This window comes from Ottowia caeni (genome assembly GCF_050821495.1).
In the GTDB taxonomy this organism is placed as follows: Bacteria; Pseudomonadota; Gammaproteobacteria; order Burkholderiales; family Burkholderiaceae_C; genus Ottowia; species Ottowia caeni.
The window spans coordinates 2,278,835-2,295,785 of record NZ_CP151080.1 but is presented as its reverse complement, the minus strand read 5'-3'; the positions used below and the strand labels follow the sequence as shown (position 1 = coordinate 2,295,785).

The 16,951-nt window shown below is 58.9% G+C and carries 15 protein-coding genes and 2 pseudogenes; 2 read left to right on the top strand and 15 right to left on the bottom strand.

Annotation, left to right across the window (positions count from 1 at the left end):
* Nucleotides 1-346: 346 nt before the first annotated feature.
* Nucleotides 347-742, top strand: coding sequence for an ATP-binding protein (locus AAAK34_RS11125; protein ID WP_231693103.1), 396 nt, complete (start codon nucleotides 347-349; stop codon nucleotides 740-742).
* 29 nt (nucleotides 743-771) lie between these two features.
* On the opposite strand, the gene ada is transcribed toward AAAK34_RS11125, so the two are convergent.
* From ada to AAAK34_RS11070, 11 genes are all read right to left on the bottom strand, one after another.
* Nucleotides 772-1,677 (bottom strand): bifunctional DNA-binding transcriptional regulator/O6-methylguanine-DNA methyltransferase Ada, encoded by a 906-nt coding sequence (gene ada / locus AAAK34_RS11120; RefSeq protein ID WP_231693102.1) that lies wholly within the window; start codon nucleotides 1,675-1,677, stop codon nucleotides 772-774.
* A 345-nt stretch (nucleotides 1,678-2,022) separates the two neighbouring features.
* The gene (locus AAAK34_RS11115) at nucleotides 2,023-3,471 is read right to left on the bottom strand and encodes a cryptochrome/photolyase family protein (protein WP_231693101.1); all 1,449 of its coding nucleotides are present in this window, start codon (nucleotides 3,469-3,471) and stop codon (nucleotides 2,023-2,025) included.
* A gap of 28 nt (nucleotides 3,472-3,499) precedes the next feature.
* Entirely contained in the window at nucleotides 3,500-4,189 is a 690-nt protein-coding gene (locus AAAK34_RS11110; RefSeq protein WP_231693100.1) for a glutathione S-transferase, read from the bottom strand.
* Between the two features lie 201 nt (nucleotides 4,190-4,390).
* A complete protein-coding gene (locus tag AAAK34_RS11105; protein ID WP_231693099.1) occupies nucleotides 4,391-4,858 on the bottom strand; it encodes a nuclear transport factor 2 family protein in 468 nt (155 codons plus the stop codon).
* A 148-nt stretch (nucleotides 4,859-5,006) separates the two neighbouring features.
* Complete coding sequence (locus AAAK34_RS11100; protein ID WP_231693098.1) at nucleotides 5,007-5,789, bottom strand: SDR family NAD(P)-dependent oxidoreductase; 783 nt, start codon at nucleotides 5,787-5,789, stop codon at nucleotides 5,007-5,009.
* 4 nt (nucleotides 5,790-5,793) lie between these two features.
* Nucleotides 5,794-6,330 (bottom strand): DUF3833 domain-containing protein, encoded by a 537-nt coding sequence (locus tag AAAK34_RS11095; protein ID WP_231693097.1) that lies wholly within the window; start codon nucleotides 6,328-6,330, stop codon nucleotides 5,794-5,796.
* A complete protein-coding gene (locus AAAK34_RS11090) occupies nucleotides 6,327-7,652 on the bottom strand; it encodes an MFS transporter (protein ID WP_231693096.1) in 1,326 nt (441 codons plus the stop codon). The genes AAAK34_RS11095 and AAAK34_RS11090 overlap by 4 nt, the downstream gene beginning before the upstream one ends.
* Nucleotides 7,649-8,227, bottom strand: coding sequence for a chalcone isomerase family protein (locus AAAK34_RS11085; protein WP_231693095.1), 579 nt, complete (start codon nucleotides 8,225-8,227; stop codon nucleotides 7,649-7,651). The genes AAAK34_RS11090 and AAAK34_RS11085 overlap by 4 nt, the downstream gene beginning before the upstream one ends.
* Before the next feature lie 35 nt (nucleotides 8,228-8,262).
* Nucleotides 8,263-9,486 (bottom strand): SAM-dependent methyltransferase, encoded by a 1,224-nt coding sequence (locus AAAK34_RS11080; protein WP_231693094.1) that lies wholly within the window; start codon nucleotides 9,484-9,486, stop codon nucleotides 8,263-8,265.
* Between the two features lie 2 nt (nucleotides 9,487-9,488).
* The gene (locus AAAK34_RS11075; RefSeq protein WP_231693093.1) at nucleotides 9,489-10,313 is read right to left on the bottom strand and encodes a DUF1365 domain-containing protein; all 825 of its coding nucleotides are present in this window, start codon (nucleotides 10,311-10,313) and stop codon (nucleotides 9,489-9,491) included.
* A complete protein-coding gene (locus AAAK34_RS11070) occupies nucleotides 10,310-11,614 on the bottom strand; it encodes an FAD-dependent oxidoreductase (protein ID WP_231693092.1) in 1,305 nt (434 codons plus the stop codon). The genes AAAK34_RS11075 and AAAK34_RS11070 overlap by 4 nt, the downstream gene beginning before the upstream one ends.
* A gap of 180 nt (nucleotides 11,615-11,794) precedes the next feature.
* Between AAAK34_RS11070 and AAAK34_RS11065 the strand changes: the two genes are divergently transcribed.
* On the top strand, nucleotides 11,795-12,775 hold the full coding sequence (locus tag AAAK34_RS11065) for a MerR family transcriptional regulator (RefSeq protein WP_231693091.1): 981 nt from the start codon (nucleotides 11,795-11,797) through the stop codon (nucleotides 12,773-12,775).
* Between the two features lie 16 nt (nucleotides 12,776-12,791).
* On the opposite strand, the gene AAAK34_RS11060 is transcribed toward AAAK34_RS11065, so the two are convergent.
* The 4 genes and pseudogenes from AAAK34_RS11060 to rbfA form a co-directional block, all read right to left on the bottom strand.
* Nucleotides 12,792-13,736, bottom strand: a complete 945-nt coding sequence (locus AAAK34_RS11060; RefSeq protein ID WP_431777272.1) for a DMT family transporter — start codon at nucleotides 13,734-13,736, stop codon at nucleotides 12,792-12,794.
* A 15-nt stretch (nucleotides 13,737-13,751) separates the two neighbouring features.
* Nucleotides 13,752-15,579 (bottom strand): annotated as a pseudogene (gene typA, locus AAAK34_RS11055) (translational GTPase TypA).
* A pseudogene (gene truB, locus AAAK34_RS11050) lies at nucleotides 15,576-16,549 on the bottom strand (tRNA pseudouridine(55) synthase TruB). The pseudogenes typA and truB overlap by 4 nt, the downstream one beginning before the upstream one ends.
* A 4-nt stretch (nucleotides 16,550-16,553) precedes the next feature.
* Nucleotides 16,554-16,928 carry a 30S ribosome-binding factor RbfA gene (gene rbfA, locus AAAK34_RS11045; RefSeq protein WP_231693087.1) on the bottom strand — a complete coding sequence of 125 codons (375 nt, stop codon included), beginning with the start codon at nucleotides 16,926-16,928 and terminating at the stop codon, nucleotides 16,554-16,556.
* Nucleotides 16,929-16,951: the final 23 nt, after the last annotated feature.

The window sequence follows — 16,951 nt, the reverse complement described above, 5'->3', positions numbered from 1 at the left end:
AGAAAAAATTTTATCAGGACCGATCCAATCAGCGAGAGATATTTATTCACGAAGTCAAAGAGCGTGACCAGGGGAACCTCTGCATAACACCTTGCGCGGCCGACTCGATAAACTTGGTTCAAATGTGACGCTTATTGCTTCTAAAGTATTAAATTACCTATTTTAGATTATTTTTTTATTAATAATTGACTCATGAAATGACAGAACTTCCAGATTGCATCAAAAAATAAACCACACCCGATGTAGCCAACCGATACATTAAACTCATTAAGTTGCCATCAATCAGACATCATTTTGTAACCTCCATGGCTACACTGGAACCGTCTTTCAATCCATGGAGAAAATCATGAAATTTGCCTTGATCGCTCTTGGCACTGCTGCCGTGCTTGCAGGCTGCAGCAGCATGGGCACCTCGCCCTCCTCCAAGGCGCCCAGCACACCGACCCAGGCGGCAGACGGCACCTTGATCGGCCCGACCGGAAAGACGCTGTATTTCTATAGCAAGGATGCCAAGGGCAGCGGTGCTTCTGCGTGCTACGACACGTGCGCGAAGAACTGGCCCCCGCTTGACGTGACCGCGACGGCGACCCCGATGGGCGACTACAACATCATCATTCGCACCGATGGCAAAAGGCAGTGGGCCTACAAAGGCCAGCCACTCTATTACTTCGTCAAGGATGCCAAGCCAGGCGACAAGACTGGGGACGGCGTGGGCGGCAACTGGAAAGTTGCGAAGCCATAATCGCGGAAGAACGCACTACCGATTCAAGTTCAGAGATCATTGCCGGTATCGCTGGCCTCGCGGCGAAGCAATTCTCGCTTACGCTCTACGCCCCAGCGGTAACCGGCAAGATCTCCGTTGCGCCGCACCACGCGGTGGCAGGGTATGGCAACTGCCAGTTGATTCGCACCGCACGCATTGGCAACGGCGCGAACCGCTTTAGGCGAGCCTAATTTGCAGGCTAGTTCGGTATAGCTTGTGGTTGTGCCTGGTGGTAATTCGCTCAGCGCACGCCACACACGTTCTTGAAAAGCCGTGCCTTGAACATCCAGAGGCAGGCTAAGTCCCATGGCGGGCTTTTCAATGAACCCGACAACTTCCGAGACGATTTTTTCAAACTCGGAGTCTCCCCCAGTGATTTCTGCCTTGGAGAACTGATCCTGAAGTTCTTGCACCAGTGCCTCCGGGTCATTGCCAAGCGAAATCGCACAGAGTCCGCGCTCCGACTGGGCTACAAGTATGGCTCCCAAGGAACACTGGCCAACTGCAAAACGAATGCTTGTTCCTGTGCCGCGTGCGCGGTAATCTTTTGGGCGCATGCCTAGCATTTGATCGGCGGCTTCGTAAAACCGGCTGTTGGAATTGAAACCTGCACCATAAATGACTTCCGTGATGGAAGCTTTCGACGTAGCCAACTCTTCCCGCAGCCTGCGGGCGCGGTACGCAGAGCTATAGGCTTTGGGTGTGAGGCCTGTTTCCGCCTTGAAGAGACGATGAAAATGATACGCGCTCACACCCATCTCGGCCGCCAGTTCACCAAGCAGTGGAGGATCTTCTGATGTTTCGATGATGCGGCATGCGCGTGCGATCAACGCTGCACGTTCAGACGATCTTGTGCCTGAATGAACCGCCTCCAGATGATTGGCTTCTGTTTTGCAAGCGATGGTGGTGGTCATGTTGGCAACCGGTGATATGGAAGTCTCACTGGTCCACAGAATACTAAAAGCGTCGGCTTTAAGCACTCCGAATCTTGCTCAATGCCAGCTCAAAAAATACGTCACTGGTTGATGCGTGGTCGAGAAAAATCGAAGAAATAACGCGCTCATGAAAAACAAAACTTTGAAAGCCCCAAACGGCCTCCATCATCCCTGCCTTTGGAGCGGCTTCAGCCGCGAAGGGTCACCGTCATCAATGGCGTATTGTGCTCTGAAGGAAACCGATCGCGGCTGAAGCCGCTCCTACAAGCAAACCCTCTTGTTTCTCCTCAGAACGCCGGGCACCTCCAAGGGGCCTGGGAAGCTCTAAGCAATCAAAGTGAACCGCATCAGGGTGCGCTCGCGCGCCCGGGCATGATCGATGATCGGTAAAGGATAGTCGACACCAAGGCGAAGGCCGCAAGCCGTCAGTTCGACCGGCTTCATCGCTGCGGGAAAGTGAATGTTCTGATCAGGCACGCACGCCAGTTCGGGCACGTAGCGGCGGATAAACTGCCCCTCGGGGTCGAATTTCTGCGACTGCGTGATGGGGTTGAAAATACGAAACCAGGGCTGCGAGTCGCACCCGGTTGATGCTGCCCATTGCCAGCCACCGTTGTTGGCGGCCAGGTCGTAATCGTTCAGGTGCTCGGCAAAGTGGCGCTCTCCCCGGCGCCAGTCGATGCCCAGATCCTTGGTCAAGAAGCTGGCCACCACCATGCGCAGGCGGTTGTGCATGTAGCCGGTCTGATGAAGCTGGCGCATGGCCGCATCGACCAGAGGGTAACCTGTGCGAGCCTCTGACCAGGCCTGCCACAGCTCGGGCGCCTCTTCCCACTGCACGCGTTCGTAGTCGGCTTTGAAGGACTGGTTCACCACGTGTGGGTGATGCCACAAAATCATGAAATAGAAGTCGCGCCATGCAAGCTCTGACAGCCAGGTTTTTGCACCCTCGCAGCCTTCCGCAGCCCGCCGCGCAGCCAAGGCCGCCAACTGCCTGATGGAAACAGTGCCGAAGCGAAGATGCACGGACAAATAAGACACCCCCTTGCGACCAGGGTAATCGCGGGCCTCGTGGTACGCCGCCATGCGCGGCACGAAGGCTTGCAGCAATTTCTGCGCGCCACGCATGCCAGAAGGCAGCGGCAGTTCATGCAAGTTGGTGCGAAAAAATCCTAGCTCTTCTAGCCCCGGCAAGCGCTCGGCCTTGGGCGGGGGCGCCAGATTGCGGGCGTAACGCCCCACCGGATAAGGCTTCAGCTGGAAGGCATCCAGCTTCTGCAGCCACGCGCGCTTGTAGGGAGTGAACACGCTGTAGGGATTGCCCTGCTGGGTAAGGACTTCGTCGCGATCCAGCAGTACATGGTCCTTGTAATCACTGAAGGCGACACCTCGCTCACGCAATGCCTGGGCCACCCGCTGATCTCGCGTCATGGCTTGGGGTTCGTAATCTCGGTTAGTGAAAACCTCCTGCACGCCCAAGTCTTGGGCCAGTTGCACGATGCACCCTTGCGCGGGCCCGTGGCGAACGATCAGACCGCCACCAGGCGCTCCACTTTGCTCAGCAAGCTGCTGTAGCGCGTGGTGTAAGTCGACCACGCTGTCATGGATGAACTCCACTCGCCGGTCTTTGCGGCCAGGTAAGCAGTTCAGAATGTCTGAGTCAAAAACGAAGGCGCAGTACACCCGCTGATAGCGGCGCAGCGCGTGGTAGAGCGCGGCATGGTCTTCGCAGCGCAGGTCGCGGCGCATCCAAACCAGGGCACTTGCTGTCATGAAAGTGTGTCCTATTGGGTTCGCTGCTTCAAGACTGCATGATAACTGGCCCACCCTTTTCCAGGGCACGCTGATAGGCTGGTCGGGCCTGCATACGCTGGTAGTAGGCACTCAAATGAGGATAAGCATTTGCGTTTCCTCCCCGTGCCAAGGCCGCCTCCACTGCAAAACTCATTTGAAAATCTGCCATCGTGAGGTGATCGCCTGCAAACCAACGCTTATTCTTCAGATGATCTTCCATGAAGGCCAGGGCAGTTTTCACGTTGGGAGCGATCAATTTTTCTTGAACCTTGGAGCAGAGCGCTCGGGCGATTGGCCGCACAAAGAATGGCATGGGTTGACGTGGGATGGTGTCAAACACCAGCTTCATGACCAGCCAGTTCATGAGTGAGCCCTCCGCGTAGTGCATCCAGAACCTGCACTGCCGATGTTCAGCTGTGCCGCGAGCTGGCTCCAGGTGTGACAGATCTTCTGAAGCACGGTCGCCGTAACACTCTGCCAGGTACTCGATGATGGCTCCCGACTCTGCGACCACGATGTCAGTGTCTGTGATCACCGGCGATTTACCCAAGGGGTGTACACGTCGCAACTCGGGTGGCGCCAGCCTGGTGGCGGGGTCCCGCTTATAGAGTCGAATCTCGTAAGGTACACCCAGCTCCTCAAGCAGCCAGAGGACGCGTTGCGAGCGGGAAGTCTCAAGATGGTGAAGGGTTAGCATAAATGGCACTTACCAAGGCCGCGAACGGGCATTAAGAATGGGTATTTCCTGTAGGAGCGTTTAGCCGCGAGGGGTCCCAGCGCGGTAAATGGCGATGTTTGTGGGGCAGGCGTTTCGCGGCTAAAGCCGCTCCTACAGTAGCAGGGTTGATTGAATCGCATTTGCCTTGAGTAAGTGCCGTTTGGGTTAGCGATGGCATTGCTAAGTTGCCGCAGAGCCGGACTTCCGGAGCCAGCGTATGAGGGAACCAAGCACCGGTAATTTTTCGTACAGCTCCTCTGCAGTGTCCCAGTAGTCGCGATGAAAGTCTACGCGGCCCTGCTCGTCAAAGCGCAGCAGACTCCCGCCGTGAATGCATTGGTCAACTCCTGAGCGCCAGCGCTTCATGCGAAAGTGAAACTCCCAGGCAAGGAAGGCTTGCCGGCCCTGCATCAGGCGCTCGGTCACCTTGAACCGCGGCTGATCCAGGTTGACGAACATGTGCGAAAAAATCTGCGAAATGGCAGCAACGCCGCGCACCTCGTTGAAGGGGTCCTTGAAACGCGCATCAGGGGCGTAGCAGTCTCCGATCAAGTGCAGGTTTGCGGGAGTGAGGTTCTCGTAGAAAAATACCAGACGTTCTGCGGCAGTATGGGTAGCGAGAGACTCAGCAGGAGATTGAAGGGACATATTCGTCACACCGAGAGATTGGAGCTATTGATAGCTCCGTGATTCATGACACGCCGTCGTGCCCTCACCCCAACCCTCTCCCAGAGGGCGAGGGGGTTTCATTGGGATGGTGGCTATGGTGATGAAACATGCAAATGTCCATGTAACCTTAAAGCCCAGTCATACGGCGGACCAGCGCAAAGTAGATGCGGTAAGGCAGAACGCGCAATAGCTTGAGCCAGAGTGTGAAGCGGCGCGGAAAGTGCAGTTCAAAATCGCCCCGACCCCACCCGCGAAGTATGGCGACAGCGGCTTGCTGCGGGGTAAGCAGCGCGGGCATGGAGAACTCGTTTTGCTTGGTCAAGGGCGTGTCGACAAACCCTGGGTTCACTACACTCACCCCCACGCCATGCGCATGCAGGTCCAGATACAGCGTTTCGGCGAGGTTGATAAGGGCCGCCTTGGTGGGGCCGTAGGCCAGACTTTGCGGTAAGCCGCGCCAGCCTGCCACGCTGGCCATCAGGCTCAGGTGCGGCGTGCGTCCGGCACGCGCAGATTCCAGCATAGCCGGCATCACGGCAGACAGGACATACAGAGCGCCAGTGACGTTGACCTGCTGGTGGCGCAGAAGCTCCGGTAGGTCAAGCGCATCGGCCCGCATCGGCTTGTAATAGCCTGCACAGTAGCAAACCAGATCCAGCGGCCCCTCGGCCAGAAGGCCCTGGGCCACCGTCTGCACGGCTTGAGGGTCGGTCACGTCAAGGGCCACCGCCTGGCTGCCGGGGTGGGCATTGGCGAACTCCTCCAGCAGCCCCTGTTGACGCGCGGATATGACCACATGGGCACCCCTGGCGTGCAATTGCTCGGCCAGAGCACGACCAATGCCGCTGGAAGCACCCACCAGCCATACACGCTTGCCTTGCCAGTCTGTCATTGCAGGGTTTAGGGTCACCGTCTTATTCCTTGGTGAACGACAGAAGCACTTCGCCCAACGAAACTCCAAACTTGCTCATGCGCGCACGGTTGAGCATGACCCGGTCATCTATCAGGAACATCCAATCGTCAAACTGAACCTCATATTCCTTGCCGTCGACCGGCAGAAGGAGCGTGTAGTTCCATCGGAAGGCGTTACCGGAAGTTTGTCCCTGGGCTTCGCCGACCACGTCGTCGGCACGGCCGGTGTAGCGCCCATTTTCGTGCTTGGTCAAGCGCCAGATCCGGCGCTGTGTGGTGCCATCGGAATAGCTGAAGACTTCATCGAGCACGCCCTGATTACCTTCCCAGCGGCAGTCCATGAGGACGGTGAAGCGGCGCACCACCTCTCCACCACGCTTCTGGAATATTCCGTGCGCACGAACGCGCCCGTTGAAATAGCGGTCCAGCTCCAACACAGGACGCTCCTGGGCGTACTGGGTCACCTGCGGACTGGCGCAGCCCGCGAGAGCGGCAGTGCCGGCCAAAAGCGCCACAAGAGTGCGGCGGCGAGTAGTCATGAGGTTGCTCCTTTGAATTGAGGTGTCTTTCGAACCAGCAGTTGATAGAGCAAGCCTGCTGCCATCAACTTGAGCACGCACGGCAGAAGCGCGTACGCCCATGCCAAACGTTGAAGCGCCTCGGCATCTTGCGTGCCGGGCGAATAGCCGCCCCACTGCAGCAGAGGCAGGGCCGCGCCTGCGGCCAGTGCAAGGTTCAACTTGGTCGCAAGGTTCCACCAGCCAAGATACGCGCCTTCACTGCGACCCTGCTCTCCGTGGCTCTCCACCAGGCGGGCCAGCAGGGCGCCGGGCACGGCGAGATCGGCACCCAGTGCCACGCCAGAAAGTACGCAGATCAGCGCAAAGGCTGCCACTTGCCCGCTCTCAAGACCTGCCGTCCAGCCAAAGCAGGCTACGGCCAGCAGCATGCCGCCAAGCCAAGCCCGCTCGAGTCCCCAAGAACGCACTGCGCGAATCCAGGCCGGCATAGATAAGGCACCGCTTACAAAATAAAGCACCAGGAACATGGCAATCTGCGGCTGCGTGGCAAGCAGTCGATCCTGAGCAAAGAACAGCATCAAAGCGGCAGGAATGGCACTGGCAATGCCATTGCACAAGAACACGGCAAGCAAGCGACGAAAGCTTGGCTGAGCCAGGGGGCGCCAGATCAAAGCCCATGGCGCGCGCGCAAGACTGACGTGCACAGCCACACCCGCCTTGTCTGCTCCGGAAGCGGGTCGCGGCGCAAACCACAACGCGCCCCAACCCAGAACAAGCGTCATCGCAAACGCCGCAAGCATAGGCGCAGCTCCAAGTGCGACCGAAAGCGCACTGGCCATAACCACGCCAATCAGGCCCGGAGCTTCGCGCCACGCGACTATGCGACTACGCTGCACGGCATCCCCACCCAGCCGTACCCCCCAGGCCTGATGCGCAATGACCAGTTGACTATGGGACAGGCTGGTGAAGAGTAAGCCCACGACCATCCACACCCCGAGTGCCCATTGCCCTTCAACAGCAGGAAAGAAAAGACCAGCCAGCCCCAGCAACTGCACGAGAGCTGAACCACCGGCTACCCACAACACAACACGCACTGAACCTTGATACAGGCGATCACTGAAGCGCCCCAGCAGCGGCTCCGCCGCCGCATCCAACAGGCGCACCAGCATCAACAGAGCTCCAACACTCGCCAAAGGCACGCCCAGCGATGTGGCGTAATGGTGCGGCAATACCACGTAAAGAGGCAGTGCCACGAAAGCCAGCGGCAAGCCCAGCAAGCCGTACGCCAGACCTGAACGCCATGAGCGCAGTTGCGCTACCGGCGGCGAAACCGCCTTCACGGGGTACCTACCGGACTGCGCGCCAAAAGGGCGCTGCGCAAGCCGGGCTCAGAAGTTCGCGGCGAAAGCCAGATCCCGAAGAACAAACGACCAAGCTCAGCATCGTCTATGGCGCCCAACTCCTGGCTGCCGCGCCAAAGGCGCATGCCTTGGCCCGGCTGGTAAACGCCGGTGAGGCGGTCTCCCTGCTGCACGTCTGGCAACAGCTCGGTCAGGCGCTGCTGCCAACGTTCGGCCTGCGCGGGGGCCAAGGGACTCTGGCGCTTTATTTCCTCCATAGAGCGCTGGGCAATGGCTGCCCCGGTAAAAGCCCGGTGATAGGTCAATTCCAGCGCCAGGGGGTGAGCACCAAAGGCTTGCGCCTCAAAGCGTGGCGTGACCCAAAGCCGCGCATCGTAGATGCGCAGTCCGAGGAAACGCATCTGCCCCTCCCCTGCCAGCATCGCGCCCGCCAAAGACTGGCGCACCACCTGTGAAGGTGCACTGACTCCAGAAGACGCCCCTGCTTCTGGCGAATTGGCTCCGGCAAGAGCAGTTGCCACTGCAAGCGAGCAACCCAAGGCCCAGCGCTTCATGGAGGAGACTCTCATTAAAGACATGCTTCAAACCTCTAGGCTTTCACCAGTGTGTACTGAACGACGTCGATGCTTCCGGCGTCGAAGGCGGCTTCGCAGTAGGCTAGATAAAACTCCCATGTGCGCATGAAGTCAGCATCGAAACCCTGCTCCATCACTTGTGCCCGCATCTGCTCGAATTGCAGGTGCCATCGGCGCAGGGTCTCGGCGTAGTCGGCACCAAAGGCAAACTCTTCGACCACATGCAAGCCTGCCCTCTGCGCTTCGTCGCGGAACCGAGACGGGCTGGGCAGGCAACCGCCTGGGAACACGTATTGCTGAATAAAGTCCGTTCCCTTGACATAGCGGTCAAACAAAGCATCGTCTATGACGATGCTCTGCACGCAAGCTCGCCCGCCCGGCTTCAACAAGCGTCCCAGCGTGTTGAAATAACTCGGCCAATAGGGCTGTCCCACAGCTTCGACCATCTCTATGGAACAGATAGCATCGAATGGCTCGTCATTGATGTCGCGGTAATCCTGCAAGCGCAGATCGGACCGAGACTCCAGACCGCCTGCCTGCATGCGAGCCTGGCCCCAGGCGAGTTGCTCTGTAGACAGGGTCACGCCAGTGACGTGCGCGTCGAATTCGCCAGCAGCCATTTCAGCCAGAGCGCCCCAGCCACAGCCGATTTCCAGAAGCCTGCTACCGGGCTGTACACCCGCGCTGCTCAGCGCGCGGCGTACCTTGGCATCTTGAGCCTCGGTGAGATCGCCCGCCAGATTGCCCTGAAACCAGGCTGAAGAGTAATTCATGCTCGGGTCCAGCCAGAGCTTGTAAAACGCGTTGCCCAGGTCGTAGTGGGCGTGTATGTTGCGCCGGCTGCCTTCACGGGTATTGCGGTTGAGCAGATGTCGCAATCTGTAGGCGAATCGTCCCCACCAAGACCCGTAAACCAGCGATTCAAGCTCATCGCGGTTCTTCATGAAAAGCCCGAGAAGATCGGCCAGATGCGGTGTGCTCCAGTCTTTCGCGATGTAAGCTTCCGCCAGACCGATGTCTCCCGACCGCATCACGGCACCAAAAACATTCCAGTTGTGCAGACGCAGGCTGGCGCGTTGGTGTTGACCCTGGCCGAGCTGTAAGGTTCGACCATCGGGCAATTCCAGATCCAGCGTGCCGTGGCGCAAGCGCTCCAACAGACGCAGGCCGTGACGGGCCGCCGATGGCATCTCGGCGGACAAATTGAGAGCAGACGGAGAAGCAGTGCTCGTGTACATGTTCATAGACTCGGCGAAGAGGAACGGGTAACTGGCCGTGCAGGCGGCTCGGGTTTGGAGTGAAATGGCGCGCGTTTCAGCCAAAGCAGCAGTGCGTGCCAATGGATCCGGGCGATCACACCCATAGTCATGAGCGGGTAGTGCCACAGGGCAATCCGCCGGCTGGCGGCATCCAGCGGCTGCAACCGGCCGCCGACACCAGTCAGCAACAAAGGGCCTTGCGCGTCATCAAAGTCGATTCGTACCCTTGTAGACTGCAAGCCCTGGGCGCCAGTGCGCCGGAACTCAAAGCGGTATCCGCCCTCCACGGGGCAAAAAGGCGACACGTGAAAGACCTTTTTTGCACGCAGTTCCCGGCCATACTCAGGGGTGTCCAGCAAGTAGGCGTGTCGCTCTCCGAACGTGTTGTTGACCTCCGCTACGATGGCGCGCAGGGTGCCATCCACTCGGTGGCAATACCAGAAGCTCACTGGCTTGAAGCTATAGCCCATGACGCGGGGATAGCAGTGCAGCCATATTTCCCCTTGAGCGTCGTCAATGCCTTCGCTCTGAAGCAGTGCCTCCAGCCAAGCCAAGGCGCCGTCGCGTTCTGGGCCGCGCCCGTCACCGTGGTCGGCATCGCGAAACGCCAGCGCGCCCCACCTATTCAAGGCCAGAACGCCCGCTGCCTCAGGCTGCGCACGCATTCTGCGCATGGGCAACATCAGGAAAAATGTGGGCACAATGAAGCGATGCCTGCGAGGGCGCAGCCGGGTGTGCCATACATGGCCAAAGCCAATCAGTGGAACATGGTCCCTCGCCGCAAGATTTGCAGCAGGTGCGTTCATGCAGCCTCCCGTCGAAGATACTGCCCCAGCAACAGCTCGGCGGCACGATAGCCAGACTGCAGCCCATCTTCGTGGAAGCCGTAGCCTGTCCAGGCGCCACAGTACCATGTGTGCTGCGCACCCTGCAACTGCGGAACCTGCGTTTGAGCTGAAATGGCCTCCAAATCGAACACGGGGTGGTCGTAATCAAATTCGGCGAGCACATGGTTCGGCTCTATTGGGCTCACCGGGTTCAGGGAGACCATCACCGGCTGGTTGAAAGGCAAAGGCTGCAGGCGGTTCAGCCAGTAGTGAAGGCATACGCGCGCTGACTCTCGCTCACTGCTGGCAGCTCGCTCGTAATTCCAGGCAGCCCAGGCGCTGCGGCGGCGCGGCATGACGCTCGCGTCTGTGTGCAGCACAGCACGGTTCGGCTGGTAGCGAATGGCCCCCAAAACCCGGGATTCTTGCGCCGAAGGTTGCGCCAGCAACCGCAAAGCCTGGTCACTGTGCACGGCCAGCACCAAAGCGTCAAAACGTTCACTTCGCCCGGCTGTGTGCACCTGGACACCCGCCGCATCGCGCACGATTTTCTGCACAGGCGTGTTGAGCCGTGCATCAAGCCCCTTGATCAGCTTTTGAACATACTGGCGAGCGCCACCCGCCACCGTATGCCACTGCGGACGGTCGTTCACCTGGATCAACCCATGGTTGTGGCAAAAGCGGATCATGGTGGCCACAGGAAACTGCAGCATCTGATCCGTAGGACAACTCCAGATGCACCCCAGCATGGGAAGGAAGTACCAGTCCCGAAACGCCTCGCTAAAACCGTGCCGAACCAGAAATTCGCTCAAGGGCTGGCTTAGGGCCACCTCTTCACCAGATGCAGCCAGCGAGGTGCATAGCTGGTTGAAGCGCAAAACCTCGCGCAACATACTCCAGAAGCGCGGACGCAACAGATTGCTTCGCTGAGCAAACACCGTGTCCAGATTGGCGCCACTCCACTCCAGGGCTCCGGCGCCAAGTAGTCCAGCACCAGGCACCTGTACGGAAAACGACATGTCGGAGCGTACTGTCGGCACTCTCAACTCGTCGAACAGAGCAATCAGCCCAGGATAGGTGCGCTCATTGAAAACGAGGAACCCGGTGTCCACACCATAGGTCACCGTCTCGCCGCTGGCATCAGGCAAGCTCACATCTACCGTATGCGTGTGACCTCCAAAGTAATCCCCCGCCTCAAAAAGGCTGACCTGAGCGTGGTCGCGCAGCCTGTGCGCAGCGGCAAGCCCCGAAACCCCCGAACCGATAACAGCAACTTTCATAGCGACTCCCGTCTGCGGCACCCCTCTGGTACCTTCCGTTTGGACAACTGAGTCGCTAATGTACTAGACAAATTTACTTTTGTCTAAGACAATTAGAAAAAATATCGAATTTGTCTGCGACAAAACAGCAATACCATTGAAGGTATTATTTTTCTCACGCCTGCGTCCGGAAGCTGCTGCATGAATGCCAACACCCCAATTACTGCTGAAGCAGGTCTGCCTATTGCCGCCGTGGAACGCGAGACCGGCCTGGCCAAGGACACCTTGCGTGTATGGGAGAAGCGTTACGGCTTTCCACAGCCGCTGCGCGATCTCAACGGAGACCGACTCTACCCCGCAGACCAGGTTCAGCGACTGCAACTCATTCGCCGGCTACTGGACGCGGGGCTACGACCGGGCAAGGTCGTCGGGCTAGGCAGTAGCGAGTTGCAGCATCTGCTTGAGCAACAAGGGCCGACTCAGCGTAAAGACTCGTCCAGGACAGATCCTGACACTGGCCTGCAGCCTGTCGATCTGGAACCACTACTCGCCATCATTGCTGCGCACAACCCGCAAGCACTGCGACACGCGCTGCACAGTGCGCAAATGCGCATGGGACTCGCCCCGTTTGTCACCGAACTGGCGTCGCCGCTGACCTCGGCTGTAGGCGATGCTTGGGCCCGGGGACGTTTCGAGGTATTCGAGGAACACATCTTCACCGAAGTCATTACCGGCGTGCTGCGCCAGGCCATTAGCTCACTGCCACCCTTCTCCGCCTCCACTGCATTTCCCCGCCCCAAAGTGCTGCTGACCACCGTTCCGCAGGAGCTTCACGGGCTTGGCCTACTCATGGTGGAGGCTCTGTTGGCGCTCGAGGGGTGCAATTGCGTGTCGCTTGGCACGCAGACTCCGCTGGGAGACATCGTGCAGGCTGCACAAGCCCACCACGCAGATGTGGTCGCACTGAGTTTTTCATCTGTGCAATCCGGTCCGGTCGTAGTGGCGAGCTTACGTGAGTTGAGAGCCCAATTGCCTCAAAGAGTTGATTTGTGGGTCGGTGGCTCCTGCGCGGCGCTCTACCAAAAGCCGATTGACGGAATTACAGCCGTGCAGCCCCTATCTGCCCTTTCTCCCCTTGTGACCCGGTGGAGCAGCACGAGGCTTTCGTACCCGACGCCCTGAACTGGCTCCAGAGCGGTCAATCCCCGATGTTCGGCTCAAGCGTCTGTATGCGGGGTGCTGCTTGACGACTCCGCCAGCCGAGCAACTCGTTCACCACGAGCGCTCCGACCACCAGGAACCCGCCAATCAGTACCTCGTTGCCAGGAGTCTCGCCTGCACCGAGCCATGCCCACAGAATCCCGAAAATAACTTCAAGCAGGGCCAGCAGCGAGACCTCCGGCGCCTTCAGCACGCGCGCGCACAATACACACAGCGTGCACGGGATCGCCAGTTGAACGGAGCCCAGCAAGGCGAGCCAACCGAGGTCCGCCGGGGTGGCCGCGAACGGTAAGGCCAGCGGGAGCGTGGCCAGCGTGGAAATGAGGGCCCCCACCAGCACGGCAGGCACCATGTCCACGCGTTCGCCATGGGCCTGGCTGCGCTGAACAATCGTCCAATTGATGGCGCCGCCAATCGGCACACCCAGAGCCACCAGCATGCCAGCAAGCGCACCCTCTGCATTGAACTGCCGAACAAACATGTAGGCAATGCCAGCGCCTGCCACCGCGACTGCCCAACCGGTGCGCACAGGCAGTCGGTGGCCTATTGCCAGTCGTGCCAACAGCGCAGTCAGGAGCGGTCCCACCGCCATGGTGACCAGAACGTTGCCCACGCTGGTCAGCGTGAGCGCCAGCATGAAGGCAGTGAACATCAATGCCCAGCATACGCCGGAAAGCAGGAGTGCCTTGTTCGTCCAGTGGACCGCGCGAAACCAGCGTGGACCTTGCCAGGCGGGCAAAATGACCAGCAAGGCCAGCGCAGTGGAAAAACTGCGCCAGAAGGTTACCTCAAAGCCTTGCGCCCCAGTGAGTTGGCGCGTCACGACGCCAGCAATCGACCACATCAGTGTGACTGCGACCATGGTCCAGGCCGCGCGAGCATGACTCCAACCCGGCGGGGTTGCTTGCACGGGTGTGGTCATTCAGATTAGCGGAGATCAGGCTTCGCGGCTGGCCCGCTTGCGATCGTGCTCCTTGAGGTGACGCTTGCGCAAGCGGATACTCTTGGGTGTGATTTCCACCAACTCGTCGTCTTCAATAAACTCAACGCCATACTCCAACGTGAGCTGGATGGGCGGCGTGATCTTGATGGCATCTTCCTTGCCACTGACGCGGAAGTTGGTGAGCTGCTTGGTGCGGGTGGCGTTCACCACGAGGTCGTTGTCCCGGCTGTGGATACCGACAATCATGCCCTCATAAACAGGATCGTTCGGGCGCACGAACATGCGTCCGCGGTCGTCCAGTTTGCCCAGCGCGTAGGTGAAAATCTCACCATCGTCCATGCTGATCAGCACGCCGTTCTTGCGGCCGCCAATGTCACCCCTAGTGCGGCTCGTAACCGTCGAAAATGTTGCTGATCAAGCCGCTGCCACGTGTCAGGTTCAGGAATTCATTGGAAAAACCGATCAGCCCGCGCGCAGGAATACGGTACTCCAGGCGCACACGGCCGCGGCCGTCCGGCTCCATGTTCACCAAGTCGCCGCGGCGCTCGCCGAGTGCCTGCATCACGCCGCCCTGGTGCGCTTCCTCAATGTCGGCTGTGACCAGTTCGATGGGTTCGTGTCGAACGCCATCGATATCACGGAACACCACGCGTGGCTTGCTCACGGCCAGCTCATAGCCTTCGCGACGCATTTCTTCCAGCAAAATGGTCAGGTGCAGTTCGCCCCGCCCAGACACTTCAAATATGCCGTCTTCGCTGGTCTCCCGCACGCGCAGAGCCACGTTGCTTTGGAGTTCTTTCTGCAGCCTGTCCCAGATCTGGCGGCTGGTAACGAATTTACCTTCACGGCCAGCCAATGGACTGGTATTTACGCAGAAATTCATGGTGAGCGTGGGCTCGTCCACATGCAGCATGGGCAGTGGCCGCGGATTCTGCAGATCGGTGATCGTGACGCCGATACCGATGTCCGCAATACCGTTAATGAGCACAATCTCCCCCGGACCTGCTTCGGTTACCTGCACCCGATCGAGGCCTTGGAAGGTAAGCACCTGGTTGATACGGCCTTTGAATGACTTCCCATCTGTGCCCTCTGCTACCAGCACATCCATGCCGGGCTTGACTGTGCCGGCACTGACACGACCAACGCCAATGCGACCGACGAAGGTGGAGAAATCAAGCGCCGAAATCTGAAGCTGCAGCGGTGCAGCAGGGTCACCCTCATGGGCGGGCACATGCCTCAAGATGGTCTCGAACAAGGGGGACATGTCTGGACCCCATTGCTCGCCCTGCTCGCCTTCTTCAAGCGAAGACCAGCCGTTAATGCCCGAGGCATAGACCACTGGAAAATCAAGCTGTTCGTCGTTGGCACCGAGCTTGTCGAATAACTCAAACGCGGCATTGATCACATAATCCGGACGCGCTCCAGGCTTGTCGACCTTGTTCACGACCACGATTGGCTTGAGGCCCAGCGCCAAGGCTTTCTTGGTCACGAAGCGGGTCTGAGGCATGGGGCCTTCCTGCGCGTCGATCAGCAACACCACGCCATCGACCATGGAGAGCGCACGCTCCACTTCACCACCAAAGTCGGCGTGGCCGGGGGTGTCGACAATATTGATGTGGGTGCCCTTCCAGGACACGGCACAGTTTTTGGCCAGAATGGTGATACCGCGTTCGCGTTCGATGGCATTGTTATCCATCACGGTGTCGACCACCTTCTCGTGTTCGGCAAAGGTGCCCGACTGGCGCAGCAGTTGGTCGACCATGGTGGTTTTACCGTGGTCGACGTGGGCGATGATGGCAATATTGCGGATTTGTTTACTCATACAATGACTTTGTGTTGTTGGCCCCGCGAAGGTGAGGCCAGGATCTGCTGGATTTCAATCGGGCTCAGCAGTCGCACCGGAATTAGCTCTCCGGCCTTGATGTGCGCGGAGCCAAGCAAAGCATGGGGCGACGCGCCAAAAACGGCCACTTGTTCTCTGTCTGGCCAAGCACCCCGGCGACGCATGCCACTCAAAAACGTCCTGCATCTTCGCTATCTAGCGTGACAGAAACATGATCGGGAAGCAAGGCTTGCGGGGGTAGCAAACAGCTCAGGCGCTCGGCCTCGGGCATGGACTCCAGCGCCTCGAGCGTGACGCACTGCGAGGCCTCGAAAGGGCCAGTCGCCACGCGCCGCAACGCGGTAAGGTGGCCACCACATTCAAGCGCATCTCCGATGTCCTGCCCCAAGGTGCGAATGTAAGTGCCCTTGCTGCAACAGACCCGGATCTTGAGGGTCTCCGGAGCGCCTTCACTGTACTCTACTTGAAGTTCATGGATCCGAACCTGACGCGGTGTGCGCTCCACTTCGATGCCCTGCCTGGCGTACTCATATAAGGCCTTGCCGTCCTTCTTGAGGGCGCTGTGCATCGGAGGAATTTGGGTGATTTCTCCCAGAAAGCGTTGACGCACAGCCTCCAGTTGGGCCCCGGAAAGCGGCGGAACCGGACGTGTGGCGGTTACCTCACCTTCGGCGTCAGCAGTCGTGGTAGTAATACCCAATTGGATCGTGGCTTCGTAAGTCTTGTCGGCATCCAGATGGAGCTGACTAAACTTGGTGGCTGCGCCAAAGCACAATGGAAGGACGCCAGTGGCCAGCGGATCCAGGGTACCCGTGTGGCCCGCTTTCTCGGCGCGCAGCAACCATTTTGCCTTCTGCAAAGCTTGATTACTCGACAGACCCAACGGCTTGTCAAGCAGCAGCACCCCGTGCACGGGGCGCCGGACGACCCTCGTGCGCGGCGCATTCATAGGCTTACTCTTCGGAGTCCTTCGCGCGCGATGAAATGGCCTTGGCGATCAAGGCATTCATATCCGCGGCACGTTCGGTGGTGCGGTCAAAAACGAAGTGCAAGGTCGGCACCGTGTGAATGTGCAGGCGCTTGAAAAGCCCGCTCCGCAAGAAACCCGCAGCGGCGTTCAAGCCTTCGGTGGTTTCGGCCGGGTCGCCAGTGAGCAGGCTGAAATAGACCTTTGCGTGTGCATAGTCCGGCGTAACCTCGACGGCGTTCAAGGTCACCATTCCTACGCGTGGATCTTTGAGTTCGCGCGCGATCAGCTCCGCCAGATCGCGCTGGATCTGGTCAGCAACTTTGAAGCTGCGATTGGGTGTGGTGCTTTTTCGTGGCATGAGGTGTGCACGTTCGCGATCGA

Bases quoted from the DNA above. Each gene is read 5' to 3' on its own strand.
- AAAK34_RS11080 (WP_231693094.1), bottom strand. From the start codon at position 9,486: ATGTACACGAGCACTGCTTCTCCGTCTGCTCTCAATTTGTCCGCCGAG.
- AAAK34_RS11115 (WP_231693101.1), bottom strand. From the start codon at position 3,471: ATGACAGCAAGTGCCCTGGTTTGGATGCGCCGCGACCTGCGCTGCGAA.
- rbfA (WP_231693087.1), bottom strand. From the start codon at position 16,928: ATGCCACGAAAAAGCACCACACCCAATCGCAGCTTCAAAGTTGCTGAC.
- AAAK34_RS11105 (WP_231693099.1), bottom strand. From the start codon at position 4,858: ATGTCCCTTCAATCTCCTGCTGAGTCTCTCGCTACCCATACTGCCGCA.
- ada (WP_231693102.1), bottom strand. From the start codon at position 1,677: ATGACCACCACCATCGCTTGCAAAACAGAAGCCAATCATCTGGAGGCG.
- AAAK34_RS11085 (WP_231693095.1), bottom strand. From the start codon at position 8,227: ATGAAGCGCTGGGCCTTGGGTTGCTCGCTTGCAGTGGCAACTGCTCTT.
- AAAK34_RS11110 (WP_231693100.1), bottom strand. From the start codon at position 4,189: ATGCTAACCCTTCACCATCTTGAGACTTCCCGCTCGCAACGCGTCCTC.
- AAAK34_RS11125 (WP_231693103.1), top strand. From the start codon at position 347: ATGAAATTTGCCTTGATCGCTCTTGGCACTGCTGCCGTGCTTGCAGGC.
- AAAK34_RS11060 (WP_431777272.1), bottom strand. From the start codon at position 13,736: ATGACCACACCCGTGCAAGCAACCCCGCCGGGTTGGAGTCATGCTCGC.
- AAAK34_RS11075 (WP_231693093.1), bottom strand. From the start codon at position 10,313: ATGAACGCACCTGCTGCAAATCTTGCGGCGAGGGACCATGTTCCACTG.
- AAAK34_RS11065 (WP_231693091.1), top strand. From the start codon at position 11,795: ATGAATGCCAACACCCCAATTACTGCTGAAGCAGGTCTGCCTATTGCC.
- AAAK34_RS11070 (WP_231693092.1), bottom strand. From the start codon at position 11,614: ATGAAAGTTGCTGTTATCGGTTCGGGGGTTTCGGGGCTTGCCGCTGCG.
- AAAK34_RS11095 (WP_231693097.1), bottom strand. From the start codon at position 6,330: ATGACTACTCGCCGCCGCACTCTTGTGGCGCTTTTGGCCGGCACTGCC.